This is a genomic window from Sphingopyxis sp. NJF-3 (assembly GCF_053514865.1).
The window spans coordinates 1,624,277-1,649,729 of the sequence record NZ_CM130726.1 but is presented as its reverse complement, the minus strand read 5'-3'; the positions used below and the strand labels follow the sequence as shown (position 1 = coordinate 1,649,729).

Here is a 25,453-nt window from a genome sequence, read left to right as displayed (position 1 = left end):
AAGCCTATGCCTCCGCCAGCGACTTCAGCTTGTAATCCTTGTAATCATCGCGAAGCTGACGCTTCAAAATCTTCCCCGTAGCCGTATGGGGAAGCTCGTCGACGAAGACGATCTCGTCGGGCAGCCACCATTTGGCGACCTTGTCCTTCAGATAATCGACGATGCCCGCCTCGCTGGCGTCGGAGCCCGGCTTGCGCACGATCAGCAGGATCGGCCGCTCGTCCCATTTGGGGTGATAGACACCAACCGCCGCGGCTTCCTGCACCCCGGGCGCGCCCACCGCGGCGTTTTCGAGCTCGATCGAGCTGATCCATTCGCCGCCCGACTTGATGACGTCCTTGGCACGGTCGGTGATCTGCATGACTCCGTCGGGGTGGATCACCGCGACGTCGCCGGTATCGAACCAGCCCTCGACATCGGCGGCGTCGGTTTCGCCCCGGAAATAGCGCTGGATGATCCACGGCCCGCGAATCTGCAGCCGACCGCTGGTCTGCCCGTCGCGTGGTAGGACGGCGTCCGCGTCGTCGACGATCCGCAGTTCGACCCCGAAGGGCGGGCAGCCCTGGCGGCAGATCACGTCGACCTGTTCGTCGAAGCCCAGTTGGTCCCAGTTCCACGGGCGCCGGCCCATTGTTCCGATCGGGCTGGTTTCGGTCATCCCCCAGGCGTGTCCGACATAGACGCCCGCCTTCAGGAAACGCTCGATCATCGCGCGCGGCGCCGCCGATCCGCCGATGATCACATGCTGCAGCGCGCCATAGTCGATCCCGGTCGCATCCATATGCGCAAACATGGCGAGCCACACCGTCGGCACCCCGGCGCTGTGCGTGACGCCTTCGCCGTGTATCAGGTCGCACAGCAAGTGCGCGTCGTTGGTCGCCGAAAACACCATCTTCGCCCCCACCGTCGCCGCGGCGAAGGGAATGCCCCAGCTGTTGGCGTGGAACATCGGCACGATCGGCAGGATCACGCTGCGGTTCGACAGGTTGAAGGCGTCGGGCTGGATCTCCGTGACCGCGTGGATGACGTTCGACCGATGCTCGTAGAGCACGCCCTTGGGATTGCCCGTCGTCCCGCTGGTATAGCAGAGCCCGACCGGATCGCGCTCGTCGAGATCGACCCAGACGAACGCCGCGTCCCCGCCAGCGATCAGGTCGTGGTAGGAGAGATAGCCGTCCTGGGCCGGCGCGTCGAACAGGATGAAATGTTCGACGCTCTTCAATTCGGGCCGCAGCCGCTCGACGATCGGCAGGAAGGCCGCGTCGAAGAACAGCACCCGATCCTCGGCATGGTTGATGATGTAGATGAGCTGCTCGTCGAACAGCCGCGGGTTCACCGTGTGGAGCACGCCGCCCATCCCCGCGGTGCCGTACCAGCTGACGAGGTGATGGCCGTGGTTCATCGCCAGCGTCGCGATCCGGTCGCCCTTGGTCATGCCAAGCCCGGTCAGCGCCGACGCAAAGCGGCGCGCATCGACCCCGACCTCGCCCCAGGTCGAGCGCGTCACGCTGCCGTCGGCCCAGCGCGAAACGATCTCGCGTCCCGCATGCTCGCGCGCGGCATGGTCGATCAGACTGGTGACGAGAAGCGGCTGGCCTTGCATTCCCATAATCGGCATCCTCTTATTGCTGTTGCATAAGGGATAATCGCGATTGCGCGCCGTGCAAGCGTCAAGCGCGCTCGAAGGGGCCCGTCGCGGCGAGCGAGGGGACGAAAAGTCAGCCGCGCACGCGAAAATCGCGTGGCGTGTGGAGCGACAGCGACGGTTCGGCGATGCCGCCGACCAACTCAAGCCGCGCTACGACATCGGGGCCGAGTGCGAAATTCCGGCCGAGGCTGACCCGCACCGGATTGCCGGTGAGCGGATCGTCGGTGGTGATGACGATCCGCCCGCGCGCATCGTCGCGCCGTTCGCATATCCGCACCATATCGTCGATCGCGCTCGCCAGTTCGACGCGGCAGGTCAGTTGCAACGCCGCGGTCGCCGCGATGTCGGCCAGCGACTGCGCGCCGCGCACCGTGACGCGCGGCGTTTCCTCGCCTTCGAGCAGGTCGAGTTCGACCGACAACAGCGCACAGCCACCGTCGGCAGCAAGCGATTCCAGTATCTTGCCCGCCTGTTCGTCGAAGCAGCTCGACTGGAACTGACCGCTGCGGTCGGACAATGTCAGGTTGAGGAAGCGATTGCCGCGCTGCGACACGCGCGGGCGCGCGCTTTCGACCATCGCCGCCATCGTCATCGGAATCCGCGTTCCGGGCGTCATTTCGACCGTCTCGCAGATGTCACCATAGGAGCGCGCGCCGCGCGCCGCGACGATCGCTTCATATTGCTCGACCGGATGCGCCGAGAAATAGAAGCCGAAAGCGTCCTTTTCCTTGCCCATCCGCTCGGCGAGCGTCCAGGGCTCGGCGGCGGGAAGCTGGAGCACCGGCGCGAGATCGACGTCGCCGCCGAACAGCCCGCCCTGCCCCGTCGAGCGCTCGTGCGCCGAGGCATTGGCGCAGGCAAGCAGCGCCTCGGCGCCCGCGAAGGCGCGCGGGCGATCGGGCTCGATTCCGTCGAACGCGCCCGCCCCCGCGAGCGCCTCGATCTGCCGGCGATTGAGCAGCTTGGGGTCGATGCGGCCCGCGAAATCGTCGAGGCTCGCGAAATCGCCGCGCGCGCGCCGCTCGGCGACCAGTTCCTCCATCGCACGCTCGCCGACCCCCTTGAGCGCGCCCAGCGCATAGCGCACCGCAAGCCCCTCGTCGGTGCGTCCGACCGAGAAATCGGCCTCGCTCTCGTTCACCGAGGGCGGCGCGACCGCGATGTCGAGCCGGCGCATATCGTCGATGAAGATCGACAATTTGTCGGTCTGGTGGCTGTCGAACGACATCGACGCGGCGAAGAATTCATGCGGATGATGCGCCTTCAGCCAAGCCGTCTGATAGGCAAGCAGTGCATAGGCCGCGGCATGGCTCTTGTTGAAACCATAGCCCGCGAACTTGTCGATCAAGTCGAACAGTTCGTTCGCCTTTTTCGCATCGATTCCATTATGTTCGCCGCAACCCTTCACAAAGGTTTCGCGCTGGGCGTCCATCTCGGCCTGGATCTTCTTGCCCATCGCGCGGCGCAGGAGGTCGGCGCCGCCGAGGCTGTAGCCGGCGAGGATCTGCGCCGCCTGCATCACCTGTTCCTGATAGACGAAGATGCCGTAGGTTTCGGCCAGAATCTCCTCGAGCAACGGGTGCGGATAGGCGATCGCCTCGCGCCCGTTCTTGCGCGCGCCGAACAGCGGGATATTGTCCATCGGCCCCGGGCGATAGAGCGCGACGAGCGCGATGATGTCGCCGAAATTGGTCGGCTTCACCGCCGACAGCGTGCGCCGCATCCCTTCGGATTCGAGTTGGAACACCCCGACCGTGTCGCCGCGCTGGAGAAGCTCGTAAACCCCCGGATCATCCCAGCCGAGCTGGTCGAGATCGACGTCGACCCCGCGGAGCGCGAGCAGTCGCCGCGCCTCCTTGAGCACCGACAGCGTCTTGAGACCCAGGAAGTCGAACTTCACCAGCCCTGCGCTCTCGACATATTTCATGTCGAATTGGGTCACGGGCATGTCCGAACGCGGGTCGCGATAGAGCGGGACGAGCTGGTCGAGCGGTCGGTCGCCGATCACCACACCCGCGGCGTGGGTCGAGCTGTGCCGCGGCAGTCCTTCAAGCTGGCGCGCCATGTCGAACAGGCGCCGGACGCCGTCGTCCTGCTTATATTCGGTCATCAGCTCGCTGACGCCGTTCAGCGCGCGTTCGAGCGTCCAGGGATCGGTCGGATGATTGGGCACCAGCTTGGCGAGCCGATCGACCTGGCCATAGCTCATCTGGAGCACGCGGCCGGTGTCCTTCAGAACCGCGCGCGCCTTCAGCTTACCGAAGGTGATGATCTGCGCGACGGTGTCGCGGCCATATTTCTCCTGCACATAGCGGATCACCTCGCCGCGCCGCGTTTCGCAGAAGTCGATGTCGAAGTCGGGCATCGACACGCGCTCGGGGTTGAGGAAGCGTTCGAAGAGCAGGCCCAATTTCAGGGGATCGAGATCGGTGATGGTGAGCGCCCACGCGACGACCGAGCCCGCGCCCGAACCGCGCCCCGGCCCCACCGGAATATCGTGCGATTTCGCCCATTTGATGAAGTCGGCGACGATCAGAAAATAGCCCGGAAACCCCATCTGGGTGATGACGCCAACTTCGAAATCGAGCCGTTCGAGATAGGCCTGCCGCTCTGTGTCGGTCAGATCGGGATAGAGCGCGAGCCGAGCCGCAAGCCCGTCGTGCGCATCCTGTTTGAGCTGCGCCGCCTCGCCCTCGCGATCGCCTGCAAGGCTCGGCAGGATCGGCGCGCGCTTCGGCGCCATGAAGGCGCAGCGCTGCGCGATGACGAGCGTGTTGCGCATCGCCTCGGGCAGGTCGGAGAACGCATCCTCCATCGCCTCGGCGGGCTTCAGCCACGCCTCGGGGCTCGACACCCGTCGGTCCTCGCTCTCGACATAGGCCGATTGCGCGATGCACAGCATCGCATCGTGCGCGGGATGGAACTGCGGTTCGACGAAATTGGCGGGGTTGGTCGCGACCAGCGGCAGCGCGCGCGCATAGGCCATGTCGATCAGCGCTTTCTCGGCTGCCATCTCGACCGCATCGCCGCGGCGCGACAGCTCGATATAGAGCCGGTCCCCGAACAGCGCCTCGAGCTGTTCGACATAATCCTCGGCCGCGGTCTTCTGTTCGTCCGCGAGCAGGCGCGCCAGCGCGCCCTCGCCGCCGCCGGTCAGGCAGATCAGCCCCTCGGTCCGCCCGGCGAGCGCCGACAGCGCGACGTGCGGATCCTGCTCGACCGGACGATCGAGGTGCGCCGCCGACACCAGCGCGCAGAGATTGTCATAACCCTTGTCGTCCTGCGCATAGAGCGCGATCCAGTCGATCAAGGGCGCGCCGTTCGCCAGCCGCTGCCCCGGCCGCGCGATGCTGAGCAGCGCCCCGACGATCGGCTGCACTCCCGCCGCCTTGCACGCCTCGCCGAACGCCATGACGCCGTAGAGCCCATTGCGGTCGGCGACTGCGATCGCCGGAAAGCCGCGGTCGCGCGCGGCTTTCGCAATCGCCTTGGGCTCGATCGCCCCCTCCAGCATGGTGAAACTGGAAAAGACGCGCAGGGGGACAAAGGGGCTGTAGGCCATGGAAGGGACGCTACTGCGACTGAGGCGATTCGACCATGGCCGGTTTCACAAAATCGTCATTGCGAGGAGCCGGCGGCGACGAAGCAATCTCCAGCTGTTGACCTCGCTCGACCGCGATAGCTGGAGATTGCTTCGCTTCGCTCGCAATGACGGATCTTATCGACCCAGCAATTCCTCGATCTCTTTCCTGAGCTGCTCGGGCTTCGTCGTCGGCGCGTGGCGCGATACCACCTTGCCGTCGCGGTCGACCAGGAATTTGGTGAAATTCCACTTGATCCCGCTGCCGAGCAGGCCCGTCTTCTCATCCTTCAGATGCTTGAAGATCGGGTCGGCATCACTGCCGTTGACGTCGATCTTCGCCATCACCGGGAAGGTCACGTCATAGGTCAGCGAGCAGAAGTTCGCGATCTCGTCGGCATCGCCGGGTTCCTGCGCGCCAAACTGGTTGCACGGAAAGGCCAGCACCTCGAACCCGCGATCCTGGTAATCGCGATAAAGCGCCTCGAGTTCGGCATATTGGGGCGTGAAGCCGCATTTCGACGCGGTGTTGACGATCAGCAGCACCTTGCCGCGATAATCGGCCATCGACTGTTTGCCACCACCCGGCAGCGGTGCGGAAAGATCGTAAAGCGCCATGATCACTCCCCTCCAATCGGCGCGAGATTACGCCTCGATATGCCCCTCGTGCAAGCGCAGGACGCGGTCCATCTTTGCCGCGAGCCGTTCGTTGTGCGTCGCGACGAGCGCCGCCGAGCCGTGATCGCGGACCAGCTTCACGAACTGGTCGAACACGCGGTCGGCGGTCGCCTCGTCGAGGTTGCCTGTCGGCTCGTCGGCGAGCACCAGCAGCGGCCGGTTCGCGAGCGCGCGCGCCACCGCCACGCGCTGCTGCTCGCCGCCCGACAGCTTGCTCGGCTTGTGATGCAGCCGCTCGGCCAGACCCAGTCGCCCGAGCAGGTCAGCGGCGCGTTCCTCGGCATCGGCCTGCCCCGCGCCGCGGATGAGCTGCGGCAGCACGACATTTTCGATCGCGTTGAAATCGGGGAGCAAGTGGTGGAACTGATAGACGAAGCCGATCTTCTCACGCCGTGTCTTCGTCCGCTCGCCCTGACCCAGCCGCGTGACGTCCTCTCCGTCGATGCGGATCGTCCCGTCGAAACCGCCTTCGAGCAGTCCGACCGCCTGCAGCATCGTCGATTTGCCCGATCCCGACGGGCCGAGCAGCGCGACGATCTCGCCGCGTTTGAGGTTCGCATCGACGCCGCGCAGCACATCGATCGTGACCTCGCCCTGGGTGAAACTGCGCTTGAGGCCTGTGAGTTCGAGCACGACGTCACTCATAACGCAGCACCTGCACGGGGTCGGTGTTGGCCGCCTTGAACGCCGGATAAAGCGTCGCGAGGAAGCTGAAGACGATCGCCATCACCGCAATGCCGACGATCTCGAACGGGTCGGGCTTCGACGGAAGTTCGGACAGAAAGCGGATCGAGGGATCCCACAGCGGCTGGCCGGTGATGAACTCGGCGCCGCGCAGCACGCCCTGGCGGAAATAGAGCAGGCTGAACCCGATCACCATGCCGAAGATCGTGCCCGCGATGCCGATCGACAGGCCGATCGCCATGAAGATGCGCAGCACCGCGTCGCGCGGCGCGCCCATCGTGCGGAGGATCGCCATGTCGCGCGTCTTCGCGCGCACCAGCATGATCAGCGAGGAGACGATGTTGAATGCGGCGACGAGCACGATCAGCGACAGGATCACGAACATCGCGACCCGCTCGACCGACAGCGCCTCGAACAGGCTGGAATTCATCGAGCGCCAGTCGGAAATCACCGCCCGCGACGCGAGCTTTTCGGCGAGCGGCTGCAGAATCGTGCCCACCTTGTCGGGATCGGTGGTCTTGATCTCGATCATCCCGATCTGGTCGCCGGTGAGCAGGAGGAGCTGCGCATCCTCCATCGGCATGACGACATAGGCCTTGTCGAAGTCATAGACACCGATTTCGAACACAGCCGACACGCGATAGCCGATCTCGCGCGGCACGGTGCCGAACGGGGTCGAGCGGCCCGCAGGGTTGATGATCGTCAGCGTCGATCCGACCTGCGCGCCCAGGTTGCGCGCCAGCTCGCTGCCGATCGCGACGTTGCCCGATCCGGGGGTCAGCGTGTCGAGGCTGCCCTGCAGCACCTTGCCGTTGAGCGTCTCGTTGCGGCGGATATCGGACACCAGCATGCCGCGCGTCAAAATACCCTCGACGCGACCGTTCGAGGTCGCGAGCAAGGGCTGTTCGATCAGCGGCGTCGCCGACACCACGCCGGGCGTCGCGCGCGCCTGCTTCAGAACGTCCTGCCAGTCGTCGAGCCGCCCGCCGAAGCCCTGCACCACCGCATGGCCGTTGAGCCCGACGATCTTGTCGAACAGGTCGGCGCGCACCCCGTTCATCACGCTCATCACGATCACCAGCGCCGCGACGCCCAGCGTCACCGCGATGAAACTGAACGCCGCCGCGACGAAGATGAACCCTTCGCCCCGCTGCGGCAGCATGTAACGTTTGAAGATAGTGCGCTCGTAAGGACGCAGGATCATCGGTCGAAAGGTCCTTCAAAGCGCGTGCATAACAATACACATGCGGCCGCTTTAGGGGCGCGCCGCGTCGCTGGCAATGGCCGCCCCGCGCGGCGTAGTTGCGAGCCACTCGCGAAAACCTGTTGCCCATCGGCCACAGGGCGGCGCAAAAGAGGCGTCGAGCCGTTCGCGGCGCGTGACAAAGCGGCCCGTTCGCCTTAGCCCCAAGTCTTCTGGTTCAAGCGGCGAAAGGCCCGGTGCCAGGGAGTGTAGGCCATTCGCCTGGCCTGCGCAAAAGGGGGATGGCGAGTGTTCGTCACAGGCGCCCGGGTCTCGAACGAGGCCCGGGCGTTGTGATTCCGGGTGCTGCGCTCCGACGGAGGCCTATGCCCGTCCGCTCAGCACATCGGGGTCGACCCAGCCGCGGACATAAGCGACATAATAGATCACGAAGCCGATCGTCGCGACGATCGTCATCTGCGCCAGGATGCGCAGCGGCCGTACCGTCGCGGGGGCGCCCGGTTCCTGCCCCTTCACCAGCGGCACGGCATCGTCGTCGGCCTTGCGGCCGTGGAACGGCAGCACGAAAAAGGCGCTGAACGCCCAGAAGAGCAGGTAGATGGCCAGCGCCGAGGTCCATTTCATCGCGATTGCTCCCCTGCCCGATCAGATATCGACGAGCATGACGTCGACGACGGGCTTTTTCCCGGTCCAGTCGGTCGCGATCCGCCGCACGCCGAGGCGGATCGCCTCGCGCAGCTTTTCGCGGTCGCGCGCGGGGCCGGTCGCGGCCTGTTCGGCGGCTTCGCGCATTTCATCGACGAAGGCTTCGCGTTCGTCCTCGACCGGGACCCCGCGGTAGCTGATCGCGCTCTCGACGAACCGGTTGTCCGAGAAGATCGCGGCGACCGAGATATGCCCGTTGAGCGCAAGCTTGCGGCGTTCGTTGATCGTCTCGCCGTCGGCGGGCAGGATGACGTCGCCGTCGAGGATCAGGCGGCCCGAGCGGACACGCTCGAGGATTTTCGCCGAACCGGGCGCGAGCCGCACCAGGTCGCCATTTTCCTGCACCAGCGCATCGGGAACGCCCTTTTCGAGCGCGAAGCGCGCCTGTTCGTGCATATGACGGATCTCGCCGTGCACCGGCACGACGAGCTTCGGCCGCAGCCAGCCATAGAGCGCCGCGAGCTCGGGCTGGCCGGGGTGGCCGCTGACGTGGATATGCGCCTGCTTCTCGGTGACCGTCAGCACGTCCTTTGCCGCGAGCTGGTTCATGATCCGTCCGATCGCGACCTCGTTGCCCGGAATCTGCTTCGACGAGAAGACGACGGTGTCGCCGGCCTCGAGCTTGATCTGGTGGACGTCGCCCGCCATGCGCGCGAGCGCGGCGCGCGGTTCGCCCTGCCCGCCCGTCGCGATCACCATGACCTTGTCGCGCGGCAGCCGCATCGCCTCGTCGAAATCGACCGTCGGCGGAAAATCCTTGAGATAGCCGACCGAGCGCGCGACGCCGAGGATGCGGTCGAGCGAGCGCCCGGCGACGCAGAGGCTGCGCCCGGTCGCCTTCGCGACCGCGCCCAGCGTCGCCAATCGCGCGGCGTTGGACGCGAAGGTGGTGACGACCACCCGGCCCTTCGCCGCGCCGACCGCCGCCTGCAGCCCTGCGCGCAAGGCGCCCTCGCTGCCCGAGGCTTCGGCATTGAAAGCGTTGGTCGAATCGCAGACGAGCACGTCGATACCCTCGTCGCCGATCGCGGTCAGCGCCGCGGCGGTCGCGGGGGTGCCGAGGATCGGCTCCTCGTCGAGCTTCCAGTCGCCGGTATGGAAAATGCGGCCATAAGGCGTGTCGATCACCACCGCGCTCATTTCGAGGATCGAGTGGGCGAGCGGGACGAGGCGGATGCCGAAGGGCCCGAGCGTGAAGCTGTCGTCGATGTCGACGACCTTGATCTCGACCTCCTTCTCCAGCCCCTCTTCGGCCAGCTTGTGCGCGATCAGCCCCGCGGTGAAGCGGTTGGCGTAGAGCGGTACGCCGAGGTCGGCAGCGAGATAGGGGATGGCGCCGATATGGTCCTCGTGCCCGTGGGTCAGCACGATGCCGAGCAGGTCGTCCTTGCGGTCCTCGATGAATTCGAGGTCGGGCATGACGATGTCGATGCCGGGATAGTCCTGGCTGCCGAATGTCACGCCGAGGTCGAGCATGATCCACTTGCCGTCGCAGCCGTAAAGATTGGCGTTCATGCCGATCTCGCCCGACCCGCCGAGCGCGAGGAAAAGCAGCTCCTTGCCGGGTTTCGTCATTGGCCGGTGCTCCGTTGGTTATAGAGGTGCATCAGGCCGTTCAGCGTCAGATCGGGTTCGATGCGGTCGAACAGATGGGCGTGTTCCTCGAACAGGGTGGCGAGGCCGCCGGTTGCGATGACGGTCATCGGCTTGCCGACCTCGGCCTTCATCCGCGCGATCAGCCCCTCGATCATCGCGACATAGCCCCAATAGACGCCGATCAGCATCTGGCTTTCGGTCGTGCGGCCGATGACGCTGCCGCTCGCCGGCGCCTCGATGGCGATGCGCGGCAGTTTCGCCGCCGCCGCGACCAGCGCCTCCAGCGAAAGATTGACCCCCGGCGCGATGATCCCGCCAAGATAGCCGCCCTCGGGGCCGATATGGTCGAAGGTCGTCGCGGTGCCGAAGCTGATGACCAGCTTGTCCTTGTCCGGCGCGATCGCTTGCGCCGAAATGGCATTGCACGCGCGGTCCGCGCCCACCGCCTGCGGTTCGTCGACCTTGAGCGCGATGCCCCAGCTCACCGGGTCGCGGCCCGCGATCAGCGCCTCGACCCCGAAATATTTGTCGGCGAGCAGGCGCAGGTTATGAAGCGCGCGCGGCACCACGGTCGAGATGATCACCGCGTCGACGTCGGCGCGGTCGTGGCCCTCGATGCGCAGGAGCTGGTCGAGCCAGACCATATATTCGTCGGCGGTGCGGCGGTCGTCGGTCGCGATGCGCCAGCGCGCCAGCAGCTCGGTGCCGCGAAAGAGCGCGAATTTGGCGTTGGTGTTGCCGACATCGATCGCGAGCAGCACGGTTATTCCCCTTTGTCGACCGGGCGGCGAAGCTCGACGTCGCCCGCATGGATCAGCATGACCTCGCCGTTCGCGCGGCGCAAGCGCAGCGCGCCGTCGGGTGCGAGTCCGTCGAACGTCCCGTCGATCCCCTGTTCCGACACGCGAAGCGGCGTTCCGACCGGATGACCGAGCGGCAGCCAGGCGCTGACGATGCTTTCGACGCCTTCCTGCCGCCAGCTCCGGAGCGCATCGGCCAGCGCGATCGCCAGCGCGTCGGCGAAGCGGTCGCGATCGATCGCCGTGCCGCCGTCCGCAAAACAGAAGGTCTTGCGATCGGGCAGGTCGGGCGCCGACGCCAGATTGACCCCGATGCCGATCACGACGGCGTTGCCGCTGCGTTCGAGCAATATGCCCGAGCATTTCGCACCGTCGACGAGCAGGTCGTTCGGCCATTTGAGCTGCAGCGGAACATTGGGCGCAAAGGCCTTCACCACCTTCGCCAGCGCGACCGCGACGACCAGCGCCAGCGTCGCGGGCGACGGATCGCCGGCGGTGAGCTGCACGACGGTCGAGCCCATGAAATTGCCCTGCCCGTCGCCCCAGGGGCGGCCGAGCCGCCCGCGTCCGGCGGTCTGCCGGTCGGCGACGAGCCAATGCCCCTCGCCGACATGCTCGCCGCGCGCGAGCCGCGCCAGCAGGTCGGCGTTGGTCGAACCCGTCTCGGCGATCCGCTCGATCGGCGCGATCAGAACAGCACCGACGCGGCGCTCGACGCGGCCACCGCCAGCATCGGGATGAACAGATAGCCGATCACCGACAGCCACAGCGCACTGACCGCGATCACCGCGCCCTCGATCCGCGACCCGTCATTGCGGATCGCTGCCTCGGCCTCGTCGTCGAAGAACATCGTCTTGACGATCGCGATATAATAGAAGGCGCCGATCACCGACACGACGACCCCGGCGACCGCCAGCGGCACGAGCCCCGCGTTCACCGCGGCCTCGAACACCAGATACTTCGGCCAGAAGCCGAACAGCGGCGGGATCGCGGCGAGGCTGAACAGGAACACCGCCATCGCCGCGGCGAGCCCCGGCTGGCGCTTCGACAGGCCGGCATAGGCGGGGATGCTCTCGACCATCCGCCCGTCGGCGTCGCGAAGCTGCATGACGAACAGGAAGGCGCCGATCGTCGTGACGACATAGACGAGCAGATAGGTCAGCACCGCCTCGACCCCCTGCTGCGTTCCCGCGGCGAGGCCGATCAGCATGAAGCCGACGTTGTTGATCGACGAATAGGCAAGCAGGCGCTTGATATTCTTCTGCCCGATCGCGCCGACCGCGCCGAGGATGATCGAGGCGAGCGACAGGAAGATGATGATCTGCTGCCACGCCGCAAGCGCCGGGCCCGCCGGACCCATCGCGTCGATCAGGACACGCGTCAGCAGCGCCATCGCCGCGACCTTGGGCGCACTGGCAAAGAAGGTCGTCACTGGGGTCGGCGCGCCTTCATAGACGTCGGGGGTCCACATGTGGAACGGCACGGCGCTGATCTTGAACGCGAGGCCGGCGATCACGAAGACGATGCCGAACAGCAGCCCGATATCGATCCCGCCGCCCATCGCGGTCGCGACGCCGGCGAAATCGGTGGTGCCCGAAAAGCCGTAGAGCAGCGAGATGCCGAACAGGAGGATGCCCGAGGCGAGCGCGCCGAGGACGAAATATTTGAGCCCCGCCTCGCTCGACCGGTCGTCGCTGCGCATGAAGCTCGCAAGCACATAGGAGGCCAGGCTGTTGAGTTCGAGCCCGACATAGAGCGTCATCAGGTCGCGCGACGAGGCCATGATGCCCATGCCGAGCGCCGCGAAGACGATCAGCGCCGAATATTCGGCGCGCATCGCCTCGCCGAAATAGCGCGGCGCGATCGCGATGCAGACGAAGCTCGCCGCATAGATGATGAGCTTCGCGAAACCGCCGAAGCCGTCGACCGCCAGCGTGCCCGAAAAGACCGAGGCGTCGGTGCCGAACAGCGCCGCCACCGCGGCGGCCGCCGCCGCCAGCGTCAGCAGCGCGACGATCTGATAGAGTGCGACCCGGCGGTCGCCCGCGAAGGCGCCGAGCATCAGGGTGATCAGCCCGCCGATCGTCAGGATCAGCTCGGGCCAGATGCGCGCGAGGTCGGCGGTCATTGGACGCCTCCCGCATGATGCGCTTCGCCGTGCGGAGCAATCGCCTTGGGCTTGCCTGCCGTGACATGTGCGTCGCCAGCGGGCTTCGCCGGAGCGAGCCGCGCGACCACCGTGGTCACGTCGCCGCGCATCGGCGCGAGGAAGCTCTCGGGATAGACACCCATCCACAGCGCGACCGCGGCGAGCGGCACGAAGATCGCCCATTCGCGGGGCGTGATGTCGGGCATGGCCTTCACATCGTCCTTGGTCAGTTCGCCGAACACGATGCGGCGATAGAGATAGAGCATGTAAGCGGCACCGAGGATGATGCCGGTGGTGCAGACGAAGGCGGCCCAGCTCGACGCTTCATAGATGCCGGCGAGGCTCAGGAACTCGCCGACGAAGCCGCTCGTCCCCGGCAGCCCGATCGACGCCATGGTGAACAGCATGAAGAAGAGCGAATAGGCCGGCATGTTGACCGCGAGCCCGCCGTAGCGGCTGATCTCGCGCGTGTGCAGCCTGTCGTAGATCACCCCGACGCAGAAGAAGAGCGCGGCCGAGACGACGCCGTGGCTGAGCATGACGATCAGCGCGCCCTCTATCCCCTGCTGGTTGAAGGCATAGAGGCCCGCGGTGACGATCGCCATGTGCGCGACCGACGAGTAAGCGATCAGCTTCTTCATGTCGCTCTGCACCAGCGCGACAAGGCTGGTGTAGACCACCGCGACCATCGACAGCGCGAAGACGAGCCATAGGAACTGCGCCGAGGCGTCGGGGAACATCGGCATCATGAAGCGCAGGAAGCCGTAGGACCCCATCTTCAGCAGCACGCCCGCCAGGATCATCGAGCCCGCGGTCGGTGCCTGGACGTGCGCGTCGGGAAGCCAGGTGTGAACCGGCCACATCGGCATCTTGACCGCCATGCTCGCGAAGAAGGCGAGCCACAGCCAGGTCTGCATCTCGGGCGGGAAGTCGTAGTTCAAGAGGACCGGAATCTCGGTCGTCCCCGCTTCGCGGATCATCGCGATCATCGCGACGAGCATCAGCACCGATCCGAGCAGCGTGTAGAGGAAGAATTTGAACGCCGCATAGATGCGGTTCTGCCCGCCCCAGATGCCGATGATCAGATACATCGGGATCAGCACGCCCTCAAAGAAGATGTAGAACAGCAGCAGATCCTGCGCCGCGAAGACGCCGATCATGATGACTTCCATGATCAGGAACATCGCCATGTAGAGGCCGACGCGCTGCTTGATCGATTCCCAGCTCGCGAGGATGCACAGCGGCATCAGGAAGGTGCTGAGCACGATCAGCATCATCGCCACGCCGTCGACGCCGAGCGCCCACTGGAAACGGCCGAAGAGGTCGGCGCGCTCGACGAACTGCCACTGGGCACCGCCGACATCGAAATTCGCCCACAGCGCGATGCCGAGCGCGAGATCGGCCAGCGTCGCCGCGAGCGCCACCTGCCGCGCGGGCTTGGCCTCGAGGAACAGGCAGAGGATGGCGGCGACCGTGGGGATCGCCAGCATCAGCGAAAGGATGGGAAGCCCGCTCACAGGAACCTCACCATCGCCCAGCTGGCGAGGCCGACGAGACCGAGCAGCATCACGAACGCATATCCATAAACATAACCCGATTGCAGCCGGACCGCGAGCCGGGTCCCCCCCTGGACGAGCGCCGCGACGCCATCGGGACCGAAGCGGTCGATGGTGCCTTCATCCCCGCGCTTCCAGAAGAAGCGGCCGATCGCGAAGGCGGGCTTCACGAACAGGACGTTGTAGAGCTCGTCGAAATACCATTTGTTGAACAGGAATTTGTGGAGCAGCCCGAACTGCGCGACGAAACGCGCCGGCAGTGCCGTGTTGCGGATATAGCTGTTCCACGCGAGCACCAGCCCGATCGCCATCGCGGTGAAGGGCATCCATTTGATGATCGTCGGCACCTCGTGCGCGGCGTGCATCAGATGCTCGTCGAACGCGATGCTGCCCTTCCAGAACGCCATCCCCTCTTCGGGATAGATGAACTGGTGGTTGAAGAGGAAGCCCGCGAACACCGCGCCGACCGACAGCACGCCAAGCGGAATCAGCATCGAGAGCGGGCTTTCGTGCGGATGGTAGCCTGCGGTGCCCTCGTGCGCGTCGGCGGCATGGGCGTGATGGACATCGTCGCCCGAATGCTCGTCCGCCGGGTGATCGTGATGATCGCCGTGCACGGCGTGCTGGATATGCTCGCTCGCGGCCCAGCGCGGCTTGCCGAAGAAGGTCAGGAAGACGAGGCGCCACGAATAGAAGCTCGTCAGCAGCGCCGCGAAGGTGCCGACCCAGAAAGCGACCTGGCCGCCCCCGCCCGAGGCATAGGCCGCCTCGAGGATGCCGTCCTTCGAATAGAAGCCGGCGAAGCCGAACACGCCCGCGATGCCGACGCCCGTGATCGCCAGCGTTCCCGCCATCATCGCCCAATAGGTGAGCGGGATGTGCTTCCGAAGGCCGCCATAATAGCGCATGTCCTGCTCGTGGTGCATCGCGTGGATGACCGAGCCGGCGCCGAGGAACAGCAAAGCCTTGAAGAAGGCATGCGTGAACAGGTGAAACATCGCCGCGCCATAGGCGCCGACGCCCGCCGCGAAGAACATGTAGCCGAGCTGGCTGCAGGTCGAATAGGCGATGACGCGCTTGATATCCCACTGCGTCGTGCCGACCGTCGCGGCGAACAGGCAGGTCGCGGCGCCGACGAAGGTGACGACGCCGAGCGCGACCGGCGCGGCCTCGAACATCGGCGACAGGCGGCAGACCATGAACACGCCCGCGGTCACCATCGTCGCGGCGTGGATCAGCGCGCTGACCGGGGTCGGACCTTCCATCGCGTCGGGAAGCCAGGTGTGCAGCCCGAGCTGCGCCGACTTGCCCATCGCGCCGATGAACAGCAGCAGGCAGAGCACGGTCATCGTGTCGAACCGGTGGCCGAGGAAACCGATCGTCGAGCCCGCCATGCCCGGCGCGGCGGCCAGGATCTCGGGGATCGACACGGTGTTGAACACCAGGAAGGTGCCGAAGATGCCGAGCATGAAGCCGAGGTCGCCGACGCGGTTGACGACGAACGCCTTGATCGCCGCAGCGTTCGCGCTCGGCTTCTTGTACCAGAAGCCGATGAGCAGATAGGAGGCGAGACCGACGCCTTCCCAGCCGAAGAACATCTGGACGAGGTTGTTCGCGGTCACCAGCATCAGCATCGCGAAGGTAAAGAGCGACAGATAGGCGAAGAAGCGCGGCTGGTCCGGGTCCTCCTCCATATAGCCCCAGCTGTAGAGGTGGACGAGCGCCGACACCGTCGTGATCACGACCAGCATCACCGACGTCAGCGTGTCGACGCGCAGTTCCCAGTTGAACTGCATCGCGCCCGACGAGACCCAGTGGAGCACCGGCGTCACGCTCTCCTGGGCATGACCGCCCAGGAAGGACAGGAAGATCGGCCAGCTCAAAGCGCAGCTTGCGAACAGCGCGCCGGTCGTCACGACCTTCGACGCGGCCGTGCCGATGAAGCGCTGGCCGAGGCCTGCCACGAGAGCCGCGAGCAGCGGCAGGAAAACGATCGCCTGGATCACCGGTTTACCCCTTCATCCGGTTGGCATCGTCGACGGCAATGGTGCCGCGGCCGCGGAAATAGATGACGAGAATCGCGAGCCCGATCGCCGCCTCGCCGGCGGCGACGGTCAGCACGAACATCGCGAACACCTGCCCGACGAGATCGCCGAGCGCGGCGCTGAACGCGACGAGATTGATGTTCACCGCGAGCAGGATGAGCTCGATCGCCATCAGGATGACGATGATGTTCTTGCGGTTGATGAAGATGCCGAGCACGCCGAGCGTGAACAGCACCGCCGAAACGGCGAGATAATGGCCGACCGAAATCACAATTCCATCCCCTGCCCGACGCCCGGATCGACCAGCCGCGTCGCTTCGTGCGGGCGGCGGCGGTTCTGCGCCGCGATATTCTGGCTCCGCGTCCCGCCACGCTGGCGATGCGTCAGCACGATCGCGCCGATCATCGCGACGAGCAGGACGATGCCCGCCGCCTCGAACAGGAAGATGTAGCGCGTGTAGAGCAGTTCGCCGATCTGCTGGATATTGCTCTTGTCGGCGACGGCGGGCGCCGCGCGCGCCGCGAGGTCGACCCCGCCCGCGCTCCAGGCGCCGAGCGCGAAGACGAGTTCGGCCGCGAGGATGGTCGCGACGAGGGCGCCGAGCGGCAGATAGCGCACGAAGCCGGCGCGCAGTTCGGCGAAATCGATGTCGAGCATCATCACGACGAACAGGAACAGCACCGCGACCGCCCCGACATAGACGATGACGAGCAGCATCGCGATGAACTCGGCCCCCGCGAGCAGCATCAGCCCCGCCGCGTTGAAGAAGGCGAGGATCAGCCACATCACGCTGTGGACCGGGTTGCGCGCGAAGATCACCATCGCCGCGGAGGCGATGACGACGAAGGCGAATAGATAGAAGGCGATGAGCTGAATCATGTGCGCGCGCCCTTACCGATAGGGCGCGTCGGCGGCAAGGTTGGCCGCGATCGCGCGCTCCCATTTGTCGCCGTTGGCGAGCAGCTTCGCCTTGTCATAGAGCAGCTCCTCGCGCGTTTCGGTGGCGAATTCGAAGTTCGGCCCCTCGACGATCGCATCGACCGGGCAGGCTTCCTGGCAGAAGCCGCAATAGATGCACTTCGTCATGTCGATGTCGTAGCGCGTCGTGCGGCGCGACCCGTCGTCGCGCGGCTCGGCCTCGATCGTGATCGCCTGCGCGGGGCAGACCGCCTCGCACAGCTTGCACGCGATGCAGCGCTCCTCGCCGTTCGGATAGCGGCGCAGCGCGTGCTCGCCACGGAAGCGCGGCGACAGCGGGTTCTTCTCGAAGGGATAGTTGATCGTCGCCTTCGGCTTGAAGAAATATTTGAGCGTCAGCCAGTGGGCCTGCACGAATTCCCACAGGGTGAAGGTTCTGACGAAGTGGGCGATGTTACTCATGAATACCTCGTCAGCATCAGATAGCCGGAGATCAGGAACACCCAGATCAGCGAGATCGGCAGGAAGACCTTCCAGCCCAGCCGCATGAGCTGGTCATAGCGATAGCGCGGGACGGTCGCCTTCACCCACGAGAAGGCGAAGAAGAAGAAGAAGATCTTGGCGAACAGCCAGACGATGCCCGGAACGACGTAGAGCGGCGCCCAGTCGATCGGGGGGAGCCAGCCGCCCCAGAAGAGCACCGCGTTGAGCGTGCACATCAGCAGCACGTTCGCATATTCGCCGAGCCAGAAAAGCGCGAAGCTCATCGAGGAATATTCGGTCTGATAGCCCGCGACGAGCTCGCTTTCGGCCTCGGTCAGATCGAACGGGGTGCGCGCGGTCTCGGCGAGCGACGAGATGAAGAACAGCACCGCGAGCGGGAAGAGCAGCAGGTTGAAGCCGAAGGCGTTGACCAGCCCGAGCCCGTGGCCCTGCTGCGCCTTGACGATCTCGTTCAGGTTGAAGCTGTCGGCGAACAGCACGACGCCGATCAGGATGAAGCCGATCGAGACTTCGTAGCTGATCATCTGCGCCGAGGCGCGCATCGCGGAGAAGAAGGGATATTTGGAGTTCGACGACCAGCCCGACAGGATGACGCCGTAAACGCCGAGCGAGCTGATCGCGAGGATGTAGAGCAGCCCGACATTGATGTCGGCGAGCACCGCGCCCGAGTTGAACGGGATCACCGCCCACGCCATCAGCGCGACCGTGAAGGTGATGATCGGCGCGATCAGGAACAGGCCGCGGTTCGCCGAACTCGGGATGATCGTTTCCTGCAGGAACACCTTCAGCCCGTCGGCGAAGCTCTGGAGCAAGCCGAAGGGTCCGACGACGTTCGGCCCGCGCCGCAGCGCCATCGCCGCCCAGATCTTGCGGTCGGCATAGATGATCATCGCCACCGCGAGCATCAGCGGCAGCGCGATGAGCAGGATGCCGCAGATCGTCGCGACGCCCCACGCCCATTCGTAGGACATGCCAAGGGATTGGAAAAACTCGGTCATTCCGCAGCCTCCGCATAATCGGCGCCGTGGAGCAATTCGTCCGAGCAGCGTTGCATCGTCGGCGACGCGCGGCAGATGGCGTTGGTCAGGTAGAAGTCCTTGATCGGCGACGGGATCGCGCGCGCCTCGGGCTTGGCGGGCAGCTTGGGGACCGTCCAGCCATAACCGGCGAGCCCTTCGGCGCCGAGCGCGGGCACCGCCGCGATCATCGCCGCGCGGCACTCGGCGAAGCTGTCGAAGCCGACATTCACGCCGAGCGCATCGGCGAGGGCGCGGAAAATGCTCCAGTCCTCGCGCGCGTCGCCGGGGGCGAACACCGCCTTGTCGCTGCGCTGGACGCGGCCCTCGGTATTGACCGTGGTGAAATCCTTTTCGGTCCAGGCGGCAGCCGGCAGGACGACATCGGCGGCGTGCGCGCCCTTGTCGCCATGATGGCCGACATAGACCTTGAACGTGTCCGCGAAGGCCGAGAAATCGACCTCGTCCGCGCCGAGGAAGAAGGCGAGCTTCGGTTTCGCCGCGACGATGTCCCTGATCCCGCCCGGCTGCGAATAGCCGAGCATCAGCGCACCCATGCGCGCCGCCGAGAAATGGACGACGTTGAAGCCGTTCCAGCCATCCTTGACCGCGTTCACCGACTTGGCGAGCGCCAGCGCCGCGCCGTGGACGCCGGGCACCGACAGCGCGCCGCCGCCGAAGATCAGCATCGGCCGCTCGGCGCCCTTCAGCGCATCGAGCGCCGCCTGCGGCAGCTTCGCGACCAGCGAGGCATCGTCGCCGAGCCATTCGACCTTATAGGTCAGGTCGATCTCGGGACCGATGCCGAACACCTTCGCGCCCTTCTTCCACACCGCCTTGCGGACGCGCGTGTTGATCAGCGGCGCTTCCCAGCGCAGGTTCGTGCCGACGAGCAGGATCACGTCGGCATTTTCGGCCTCGGCGATGCCCGTGTTGAAATTGACCGCCGACAGGCTGGTGACGTCATAGTCGAGCCCGGTCTGGCGTCCCTCGAACAGAGAGCCGCCGAGCGCGGTCACGAGGGCCTTCGCGGCGAACATCGTCTCGCAATCGGCCATGTCGCCGGCGATCGCCGCAACCGACGAACCCGCCTTCGCGGCCTTGATCGCGTCGAAGGCTTCGGCCCATGTCGCTTCGACAAGCTGGCCGTCCTTGCGCACGAACGGACGGTCGAGACGGCGGCGGATCAGGCCGTCGACATGGTGGCGCGTCTTGTCGCTCGCCCATTCCTCGTTCACATCGTCGTTGACGCGCGGCAGCACGCGCAGCACCTGGCGCCCGCGACTGTCGATGCGGACGTTGGTGCCGACCGCGTCCATCATGTCGATGCCGAGCGTCTTGGTCAGCTCCCACGGCCGCGCCTCGAACGCATAGGGTTTCGACGTCAGCGCGCCGACCGGGCAGAGGTCGACGACATTGCCCGAAAGCTCGCTCGCGACCGCGCGCTCGAGATAGGAGGTGATCTGCATATTCTCGCCGCGATAGATCGCGCCGATATCCTCGACCCCGGCGACTTCCTCGGCGAAACGGACGCAGCGCGTGCACTGGATGCAGCGCGTCATCACCGTCTTGACGATCGGCCCCATATATTTCTCGGTCACCGCGCGCTTGTTCTCGCCATAGCGCGTCGCGCCGCGGCCATAGGCGACCGACTGGTCCTGCAGGTCGCATTCGCCGCCCTGGTCGCAGATCGGGCAGTCGAGCGGGTGGTTGATGAGCAGGAACTCCATCACCCCTTCGCGCGCCTTCTTGACCATCGGGCTGTCGGTCTTGATCACCTGCCCCTCGGCCGCGGGCAGCGCGCACGACGCCTGCGGCTTCGGCGGGCCGGGCGACACTTCGACCAGGCACATGCGGCAATTGCCGGCGATCGACAGCCGCTCATGATAGCAGAAGCGCGGGATTTCCTTCCCCGCCATCTCGCACGCCTGCAGGACGGTCGCGCCCTGCGGGACGTCGAGTTCCAGGCCGTCTACGGTTACTTTAGGCATTAGTTCGCCGCCTCATCATGAAACTCATTCCGGGTCACCCTGCCCCGCCCTCCTTGCTCGTCACCGCGATGCGGTAGGCCGCGAGCGCCAGAAGCGCGCGCAGGCCCGAACGGTTGGTGCGAAACTCGGTCCCTTGCTTGACGCAGCCCGACAGTTGCGGCCCGATCGCCGTCAGCGCGATCTTTTCCGCGTCGCTCATCACCTCGGTGCGGAACAGCGCGGCCGTATCCTTCGGCGCGCGCATCGCGATGCACATCGAAATGGCCTCGCTGTCGGTGCGCGCGGCGATCGGCGCCGCCGAACGGTCGATCGCGAGATCGGCGGCGAGCGCATCGGCCGAAAATTCATCGATCAGCAGATGCTCGGCAAGGTTGCCGGCGAACAACAGCTGCGAAAAGCCGAGCCGGCTGCCGATCGCGCAACGCGAATGGCCCTTTGCCAGGCGCTCCACGTCCTTGCGATATTCCGCGGTGCGATAATCCTTCGCGAGCAGCTTCTCGACGCCGGGCCGGGTGGTCTCGACGACGCAGCCGGCGAAATTATACATCGCCTGTGCCGCGAGCGGCGTGATCGGCTTCGCCGCTTCGTCGCCCTTGGGCGCCCGTGCCGCATCGGCCGCCACCATCCGGTCGTGCGGATTGGCGTTGGCCGAATTGACCTCGCGCTGCGCCATCGCGGGCGTCGCGACCATCGCGGCGACTGCGAGCAGGATCGAAAAAGCCTTCGTCATTCCGCCGCCTCCATCACGCCGCCGTTCTCCCGAATGCGTCGTTCGAGTTCGGGGCGGAAGTGGCGGATCAGACCCTGGATCGGCCATGCCGCCGCGTCGCCGAGCGCGCAGATGGTGTGGCCCTCGACCTGCTTGGTCACGTCGAACAGCGTGTCGATCTCGCTGATGTCGGCGTCGCCGGTGCGCAGCCGCTCCATCACGCGCCACATCCAGCCGGTGCCCTCGCGGCACGGGGTGCACTGGCCGCAGCTTTCATGCTTGTAGAAATAGCTGATGCGGCTGATCGCCTGGACGACGTCGGTCGACTTGTCCATCACGATCGCGGCGGCGGTGCCGAGCCCCGAGCCCAGTTCCTTGAGCCCGTCGAAATCCATCGGCGCGTCCATGATCTGCGCCGCCGGAACCAGCGGCACCGACGATCCGCCGGGGATCACCGCGAGCAGATTGTCCCAGCCGCCGCGGATGCCGCCGCAATGGGTGTCGATCAGCTCGCGGAAGCTGATGCCCATCTCTTCCTCGACGACGCACGGCTTGTTCACATGGCCGCTGATCTGGAAGAGCTTGGTGCCCTTGTTATTCTCGCGCCCGAAGGAGGAGAACCACGGCGCACCGCGACGCAGGATCGTCGGGACGACCGCAATGCTCTCGACATTGTTCACCGTCGTCGGGCAGCCGTAGAGGCCCGCGCCCGCCGGGAACGGGGGCTTCAGGCGCGGCTGGCCCTTCTTGCCCTCGAGGCTTTCGATCATCGCGGTTTCTTCGCCGCAGATATAGGCGCCGGCGCCGCGGTGGACGAAGACGTCGAAATCATAGCCCGATTTCGCGGCATTCTTGCCGAGCAGCCCGGCGTCATACGCCTCCTGCACCGCCGCGAACAACGTCTCGGCCTCGCGGATGAACTCGCCGCGGATGTAGATATACGCGGCGCGCGCGCGCATCGCATAGCCCGCGATCAGCGCGCCCTCGATCAGCTTGTGCGGATCGTGGCGGATGATCTCGCGATCCTTGCAACTGCCGGGTTCGGATTCGTCGGCGTTGATGACGAGGAAGCTCGGGCGGTCGGCGCGCGGCTCCTTTGGCATGAAGCTCCACTTGAGCCCGGTCGGAAAGCCCGCGCCCCCGCGGCCGCGCAGCCCCGACGCCTTGATCTCCTCGATGATCGCGTCCTGGCCGCGGCTCATCAGATCCTTCGTCTTGTCCCAATCGCCCCGCGCCTCGGCGGCCTTCAGGTTCCACGGCTGGAAGCCGTAGAGATTGGTGAAAATGCGGTCCTTGTCGGCGAGCATCAGCGACCCCCACCCTTCTTGAGCATCGTGTAGGCGATATAGCCGAGCCCGAGGATCAGCAGCGGCCCGAGCAGCGCGAAGGTCACGCGCAGCACGAAGCCGAGCACGACGAGCGCGCCGATGATCGCGAGGATCGTGATGATATCCTTCTGGCTCATGCAGCCTCTCCTGTATCGTCACCCCGGACTTGATCCGGGGTCCCGCTGTTCACCGCCGCAAAGCGGGATGCCGGATCAGGTCCGGCATGACGAAGAAATGGGATACTAGCCTTCATCACCACGCCTTCCGGTAATCGTGGTTGGCCTTGACCATCTCGGTCAGCGTCGTCGGGCCGCCCTCGGGCTCGCTGGTGTGGCGATCGGAAAGCTGGGTGCCGGGCTTCGGCTGCTCGCCCGCCGCGAGCGCATCGAGGATGCGCGTCGTGCTGTCGTAGTCGAGGTCTTCGTAATTATCGTCGTTGATCTGGACCATCGGCGCGTTGGCGCAATTGCCCATGCACTCGACCTCGGTCAGCGTGAACAGCCCGTCGGGGGTGGTCCTGCCCTTGACCATGCCGCGGTTCTTGCACGCGGCCATGACATCGTCCGACCCGCGGAGCAGGCACGGCGTCGTGCCGCAGACCTGCACATGATAGCGGCCGACCGGCGCGAGATTGTACATGGTGTAGAAGGTCGCGACCTCATAGGCGCGGATGAACGGCATATCGAGCTCGGCCGCGACATATTCGATCACCGGCACCGGCAGCCAGCCCTGCGTGTTCGTTTCCGCCCCGACCTGCCGCTGCGCGAGGTCGAGCAAGGGCATCACCGCCGACCGCTGCCGCCCGGCGGGATAGCGCGCGATCACGGCCTTCGCCTTGTCGGCATTTTCGGCCGTCCACGCAAAAGTGCCCCAGCGCGCGCGGACTTCGGCTTCGTCGGGGATTTGGGGTGCGTCAGCCATGCGCAGAAACCTTCGAGCCTTTTTTAACGGCGAGCTTCGCAAAATACGCGCCCACCCAGAGCAAATTTGCAGCCGCGAGTTCGCCGCCCACGTCTAATCCACGAACGAAATGCAAGTAGCTGAACGCAAGCGCAGCACCGAGGCCCATAGTATGAACGACATCCAATAGCCTCATCACCGGTCGCACTCCCCGAACACGACGTCGATGGCGCCGATGATCGCGGTGGTGTCGGCGAGCATGTGGCCCTTCGCCATCATGTCCATCGCCTGCAGGTGACTGAACGCCGTCGGGCGAATCTTGCAGCGGTACGGCTTGTTGGTGCCGTCGCTGACCAGATAGACGCCGAATTCGCCCTTGGGGCTTTCGGTCGCGACATAGACTTCGCCCGCGGGGACGTGGAAGCCCTCGGTATAGAGCTTGAAGTGATGGATCAGCGATTCCATCGACTGCTTCATCTCGCCGCGTTTCGGGGGCACGACCTTGCGGTCGAGGCTCGCGACCGGGCCCGAGGGCATGTCGCGCAGGCACTGCTTGATGATGCGCGCCGACTGATAGACTTCCTGCACGCGGACCATGAAGCGGTCGTAGCAGTCGCCGCGCGTGCCGACGGGAATGTCGAACTCCATCGCGGCATAGGCGTCATAGGGCTGCGACTTGCGGATGTCCCATGGGATGCCGCTGCCGCGGATCATCGGGCCCGAGAAGCCCCACGCCAGCGCGTCTTCCTTGCTGACCGTCGCGATGTCGACGTTGCGCTGCTTGAAGATGCGGTTGTCGATGACGAGGCTCATCGCGTCGCCGAACAGCTTGGGCAGCCGCGTCTCGCACCATTCGCCGATGTCGACGAGCAGCTTTTCGGGGACGTCCTGATGCACGCCGCCGGGGCGGAACCACGCCGAGTGCATCCGCGCGCCCGACGCGCGCTCGAAGAAGTTGAGGCAATCCTCGCGCAGCTCGAACACCCAAAGGTTCGGGGTCATCGCGCCGACGTCCATGACGTGGCTGCCGATATTGAGCATGTGATTGCAGATGCGCGTCAGCTCGGCGAACAGCACGCGCAGATATTGCGCACGCGCCGGCACCTCGAGGTCGAGCAATTTCTCGATCGCGAGGACATAGCTGTGCTCCATGCCGAGCGGCGAGCAATAGTCGAGCCGGTCGAAATAGGGCAGCGCCTGGAGATAGGTCTTGTATTCGATCAGCTTTTCGGTGCCGCGGTGGAGCAGCCCGACGTGCGGGTCGACGCGCTCGATGATCTCGCCGTCAAGCTCCATCACCATGCGCAGCACGCCGTGCGCCGCGGGATGCTGCGGACCGAAGTTGATCGTGTAATTGGTGACGACCTGATCGCCCGCCGTATCGGCGGTGTCGACCGGATAGCCTTCGAACATGTCGCTGCCGTGGTGCTTGACCGCTCCGG

At 65.6% G+C, this 25,453-nt stretch carries 23 protein-coding genes; all 23 read right to left on the bottom strand.

Annotation, left to right across the window (positions count from 1 at the left end):
- Positions 1 to 4: 4 nt before the first annotated feature.
- Positions 5 to 1,609: a long-chain fatty acid--CoA ligase gene (locus tag ACOTSS_RS08090; protein ID WP_448690981.1), complete on the bottom strand. Its 1,605-nt coding sequence runs from the start codon at positions 1,607 to 1,609 to the stop codon at positions 5 to 7.
- Positions 1,610 to 1,718: 109 nt separating this feature from the next.
- Entirely contained in the window at positions 1,719 to 5,210 is a 3,492-nt protein-coding gene (dnaE, locus tag ACOTSS_RS08085; RefSeq protein WP_448690980.1) for a DNA polymerase III subunit alpha, read from the bottom strand.
- Between the two features lie 156 nt (positions 5,211 to 5,366).
- Complete coding sequence (locus tag ACOTSS_RS08080; RefSeq protein ID WP_448690979.1) at positions 5,367 to 5,846, bottom strand: glutathione peroxidase; 480 nt, start codon at positions 5,844 to 5,846, stop codon at positions 5,367 to 5,369.
- Positions 5,847 to 5,873: 27 nt separating this feature from the next.
- On the bottom strand, positions 5,874 to 6,551 hold the full coding sequence (locus ACOTSS_RS08075; protein WP_448690978.1) for an ABC transporter ATP-binding protein: 678 nt from the start codon (positions 6,549 to 6,551) through the stop codon (positions 5,874 to 5,876).
- The gene (locus ACOTSS_RS08070; protein WP_448690977.1) at positions 6,544 to 7,794 is read right to left on the bottom strand and encodes a lipoprotein-releasing ABC transporter permease subunit; all 1,251 of its coding nucleotides are present in this window, start codon (positions 7,792 to 7,794) and stop codon (positions 6,544 to 6,546) included. Before ACOTSS_RS08070 ends, ACOTSS_RS08075 begins: the two co-directional genes overlap by 8 nt.
- A 363-nt stretch (positions 7,795 to 8,157) precedes the next feature.
- Positions 8,158 to 8,418 carry a DUF1467 family protein gene (locus tag ACOTSS_RS08065; RefSeq protein ID WP_448690976.1) on the bottom strand — a complete coding sequence of 87 codons (261 nt, stop codon included), beginning with the start codon at positions 8,416 to 8,418 and terminating at the stop codon, positions 8,158 to 8,160.
- A gap of 21 nt (positions 8,419 to 8,439) precedes the next feature.
- A complete protein-coding gene (locus ACOTSS_RS08060; RefSeq protein WP_448690975.1) occupies positions 8,440 to 10,074 on the bottom strand; it encodes a ribonuclease J in 1,635 nt (544 codons plus the stop codon).
- Positions 10,071 to 10,856 carry a type III pantothenate kinase gene (locus ACOTSS_RS08055; protein WP_448690974.1) on the bottom strand — a complete coding sequence of 262 codons (786 nt, stop codon included), beginning with the start codon at positions 10,854 to 10,856 and terminating at the stop codon, positions 10,071 to 10,073. The genes ACOTSS_RS08060 and ACOTSS_RS08055 overlap by 4 nt, the downstream gene beginning before the upstream one ends.
- A gap of 2 nt (positions 10,857 to 10,858) precedes the next feature.
- Positions 10,859 to 11,662 (bottom strand): biotin--[acetyl-CoA-carboxylase] ligase, encoded by an 804-nt coding sequence (locus ACOTSS_RS08050; RefSeq protein ID WP_448690973.1) that lies wholly within the window; start codon positions 11,660 to 11,662, stop codon positions 10,859 to 10,861.
- Positions 11,584 to 13,023: an NADH-quinone oxidoreductase subunit NuoN gene (nuoN, locus tag ACOTSS_RS08045; RefSeq protein ID WP_448690972.1), complete on the bottom strand. Its 1,440-nt coding sequence runs from the start codon at positions 13,021 to 13,023 to the stop codon at positions 11,584 to 11,586. The genes ACOTSS_RS08050 and nuoN overlap by 79 nt, the downstream gene beginning before the upstream one ends.
- Entirely contained in the window at positions 13,020 to 14,561 is a 1,542-nt protein-coding gene (locus ACOTSS_RS08040; protein ID WP_448690971.1) for an NADH-quinone oxidoreductase subunit M, read from the bottom strand. The genes nuoN and ACOTSS_RS08040 overlap by 4 nt, the downstream gene beginning before the upstream one ends.
- Positions 14,558 to 16,606 (bottom strand): NADH-quinone oxidoreductase subunit L, encoded by a 2,049-nt coding sequence (nuoL, locus tag ACOTSS_RS08035; RefSeq protein ID WP_448690970.1) that lies wholly within the window; start codon positions 16,604 to 16,606, stop codon positions 14,558 to 14,560. The genes ACOTSS_RS08040 and nuoL overlap by 4 nt, the downstream gene beginning before the upstream one ends.
- A gap of 4 nt (positions 16,607 to 16,610) precedes the next feature.
- Positions 16,611 to 16,916 carry an NADH-quinone oxidoreductase subunit NuoK gene (gene nuoK / locus ACOTSS_RS08030; protein ID WP_053554267.1) on the bottom strand — a complete coding sequence of 102 codons (306 nt, stop codon included), beginning with the start codon at positions 16,914 to 16,916 and terminating at the stop codon, positions 16,611 to 16,613.
- The gene (locus ACOTSS_RS08025) at positions 16,913 to 17,524 is read right to left on the bottom strand and encodes an NADH-quinone oxidoreductase subunit J (RefSeq protein ID WP_448690969.1); all 612 of its coding nucleotides are present in this window, start codon (positions 17,522 to 17,524) and stop codon (positions 16,913 to 16,915) included. The genes nuoK and ACOTSS_RS08025 overlap by 4 nt, the downstream gene beginning before the upstream one ends.
- Before the next feature lie 12 nt (positions 17,525 to 17,536).
- Positions 17,537 to 18,025 (bottom strand): NADH-quinone oxidoreductase subunit NuoI, encoded by a 489-nt coding sequence (gene nuoI / locus ACOTSS_RS08020; protein WP_448690968.1) that lies wholly within the window; start codon positions 18,023 to 18,025, stop codon positions 17,537 to 17,539.
- Positions 18,022 to 19,065: an NADH-quinone oxidoreductase subunit NuoH gene (gene nuoH / locus ACOTSS_RS08015; protein ID WP_448690967.1), complete on the bottom strand. Its 1,044-nt coding sequence runs from the start codon at positions 19,063 to 19,065 to the stop codon at positions 18,022 to 18,024. Before nuoH ends, nuoI begins: the two co-directional genes overlap by 4 nt.
- Positions 19,062 to 21,074, bottom strand: a complete 2,013-nt coding sequence (nuoG, locus tag ACOTSS_RS08010; RefSeq protein ID WP_448690966.1) for an NADH-quinone oxidoreductase subunit NuoG — start codon at positions 21,072 to 21,074, stop codon at positions 19,062 to 19,064. The genes nuoH and nuoG overlap by 4 nt, the downstream gene beginning before the upstream one ends.
- Positions 21,075 to 21,108: 34 nt before the next feature.
- A complete protein-coding gene (locus ACOTSS_RS08005; protein WP_448690965.1) occupies positions 21,109 to 21,804 on the bottom strand; it encodes a hypothetical protein in 696 nt (231 codons plus the stop codon).
- Positions 21,801 to 23,090: an NADH-quinone oxidoreductase subunit NuoF gene (nuoF, locus tag ACOTSS_RS08000; protein ID WP_448690964.1), complete on the bottom strand. Its 1,290-nt coding sequence runs from the start codon at positions 23,088 to 23,090 to the stop codon at positions 21,801 to 21,803. Before nuoF ends, ACOTSS_RS08005 begins: the two co-directional genes overlap by 4 nt.
- Positions 23,090 to 23,248: a hypothetical protein gene (locus ACOTSS_RS07995; protein ID WP_448690963.1), complete on the bottom strand. Its 159-nt coding sequence runs from the start codon at positions 23,246 to 23,248 to the stop codon at positions 23,090 to 23,092. The genes nuoF and ACOTSS_RS07995 overlap by 1 nt, the downstream gene beginning before the upstream one ends.
- Positions 23,249 to 23,363: 115 nt before the next feature.
- Positions 23,364 to 24,032 carry a complex I 24 kDa subunit family protein gene (locus ACOTSS_RS07990; RefSeq protein WP_448690962.1) on the bottom strand — a complete coding sequence of 223 codons (669 nt, stop codon included), beginning with the start codon at positions 24,030 to 24,032 and terminating at the stop codon, positions 23,364 to 23,366.
- Positions 24,025 to 24,207 (bottom strand): hypothetical protein, encoded by a 183-nt coding sequence (locus tag ACOTSS_RS07985; RefSeq protein WP_095384467.1) that lies wholly within the window; start codon positions 24,205 to 24,207, stop codon positions 24,025 to 24,027. The genes ACOTSS_RS07990 and ACOTSS_RS07985 overlap by 8 nt, the downstream gene beginning before the upstream one ends.
- Positions 24,207 to 25,424, bottom strand: coding sequence for an NADH-quinone oxidoreductase subunit D (locus tag ACOTSS_RS07980; RefSeq protein ID WP_448691308.1), 1,218 nt, complete (start codon positions 25,422 to 25,424; stop codon positions 24,207 to 24,209). Before ACOTSS_RS07980 ends, ACOTSS_RS07985 begins: the two co-directional genes overlap by 1 nt.
- Between the last annotated feature and the right edge of the window lie 29 nt (positions 25,425 to 25,453).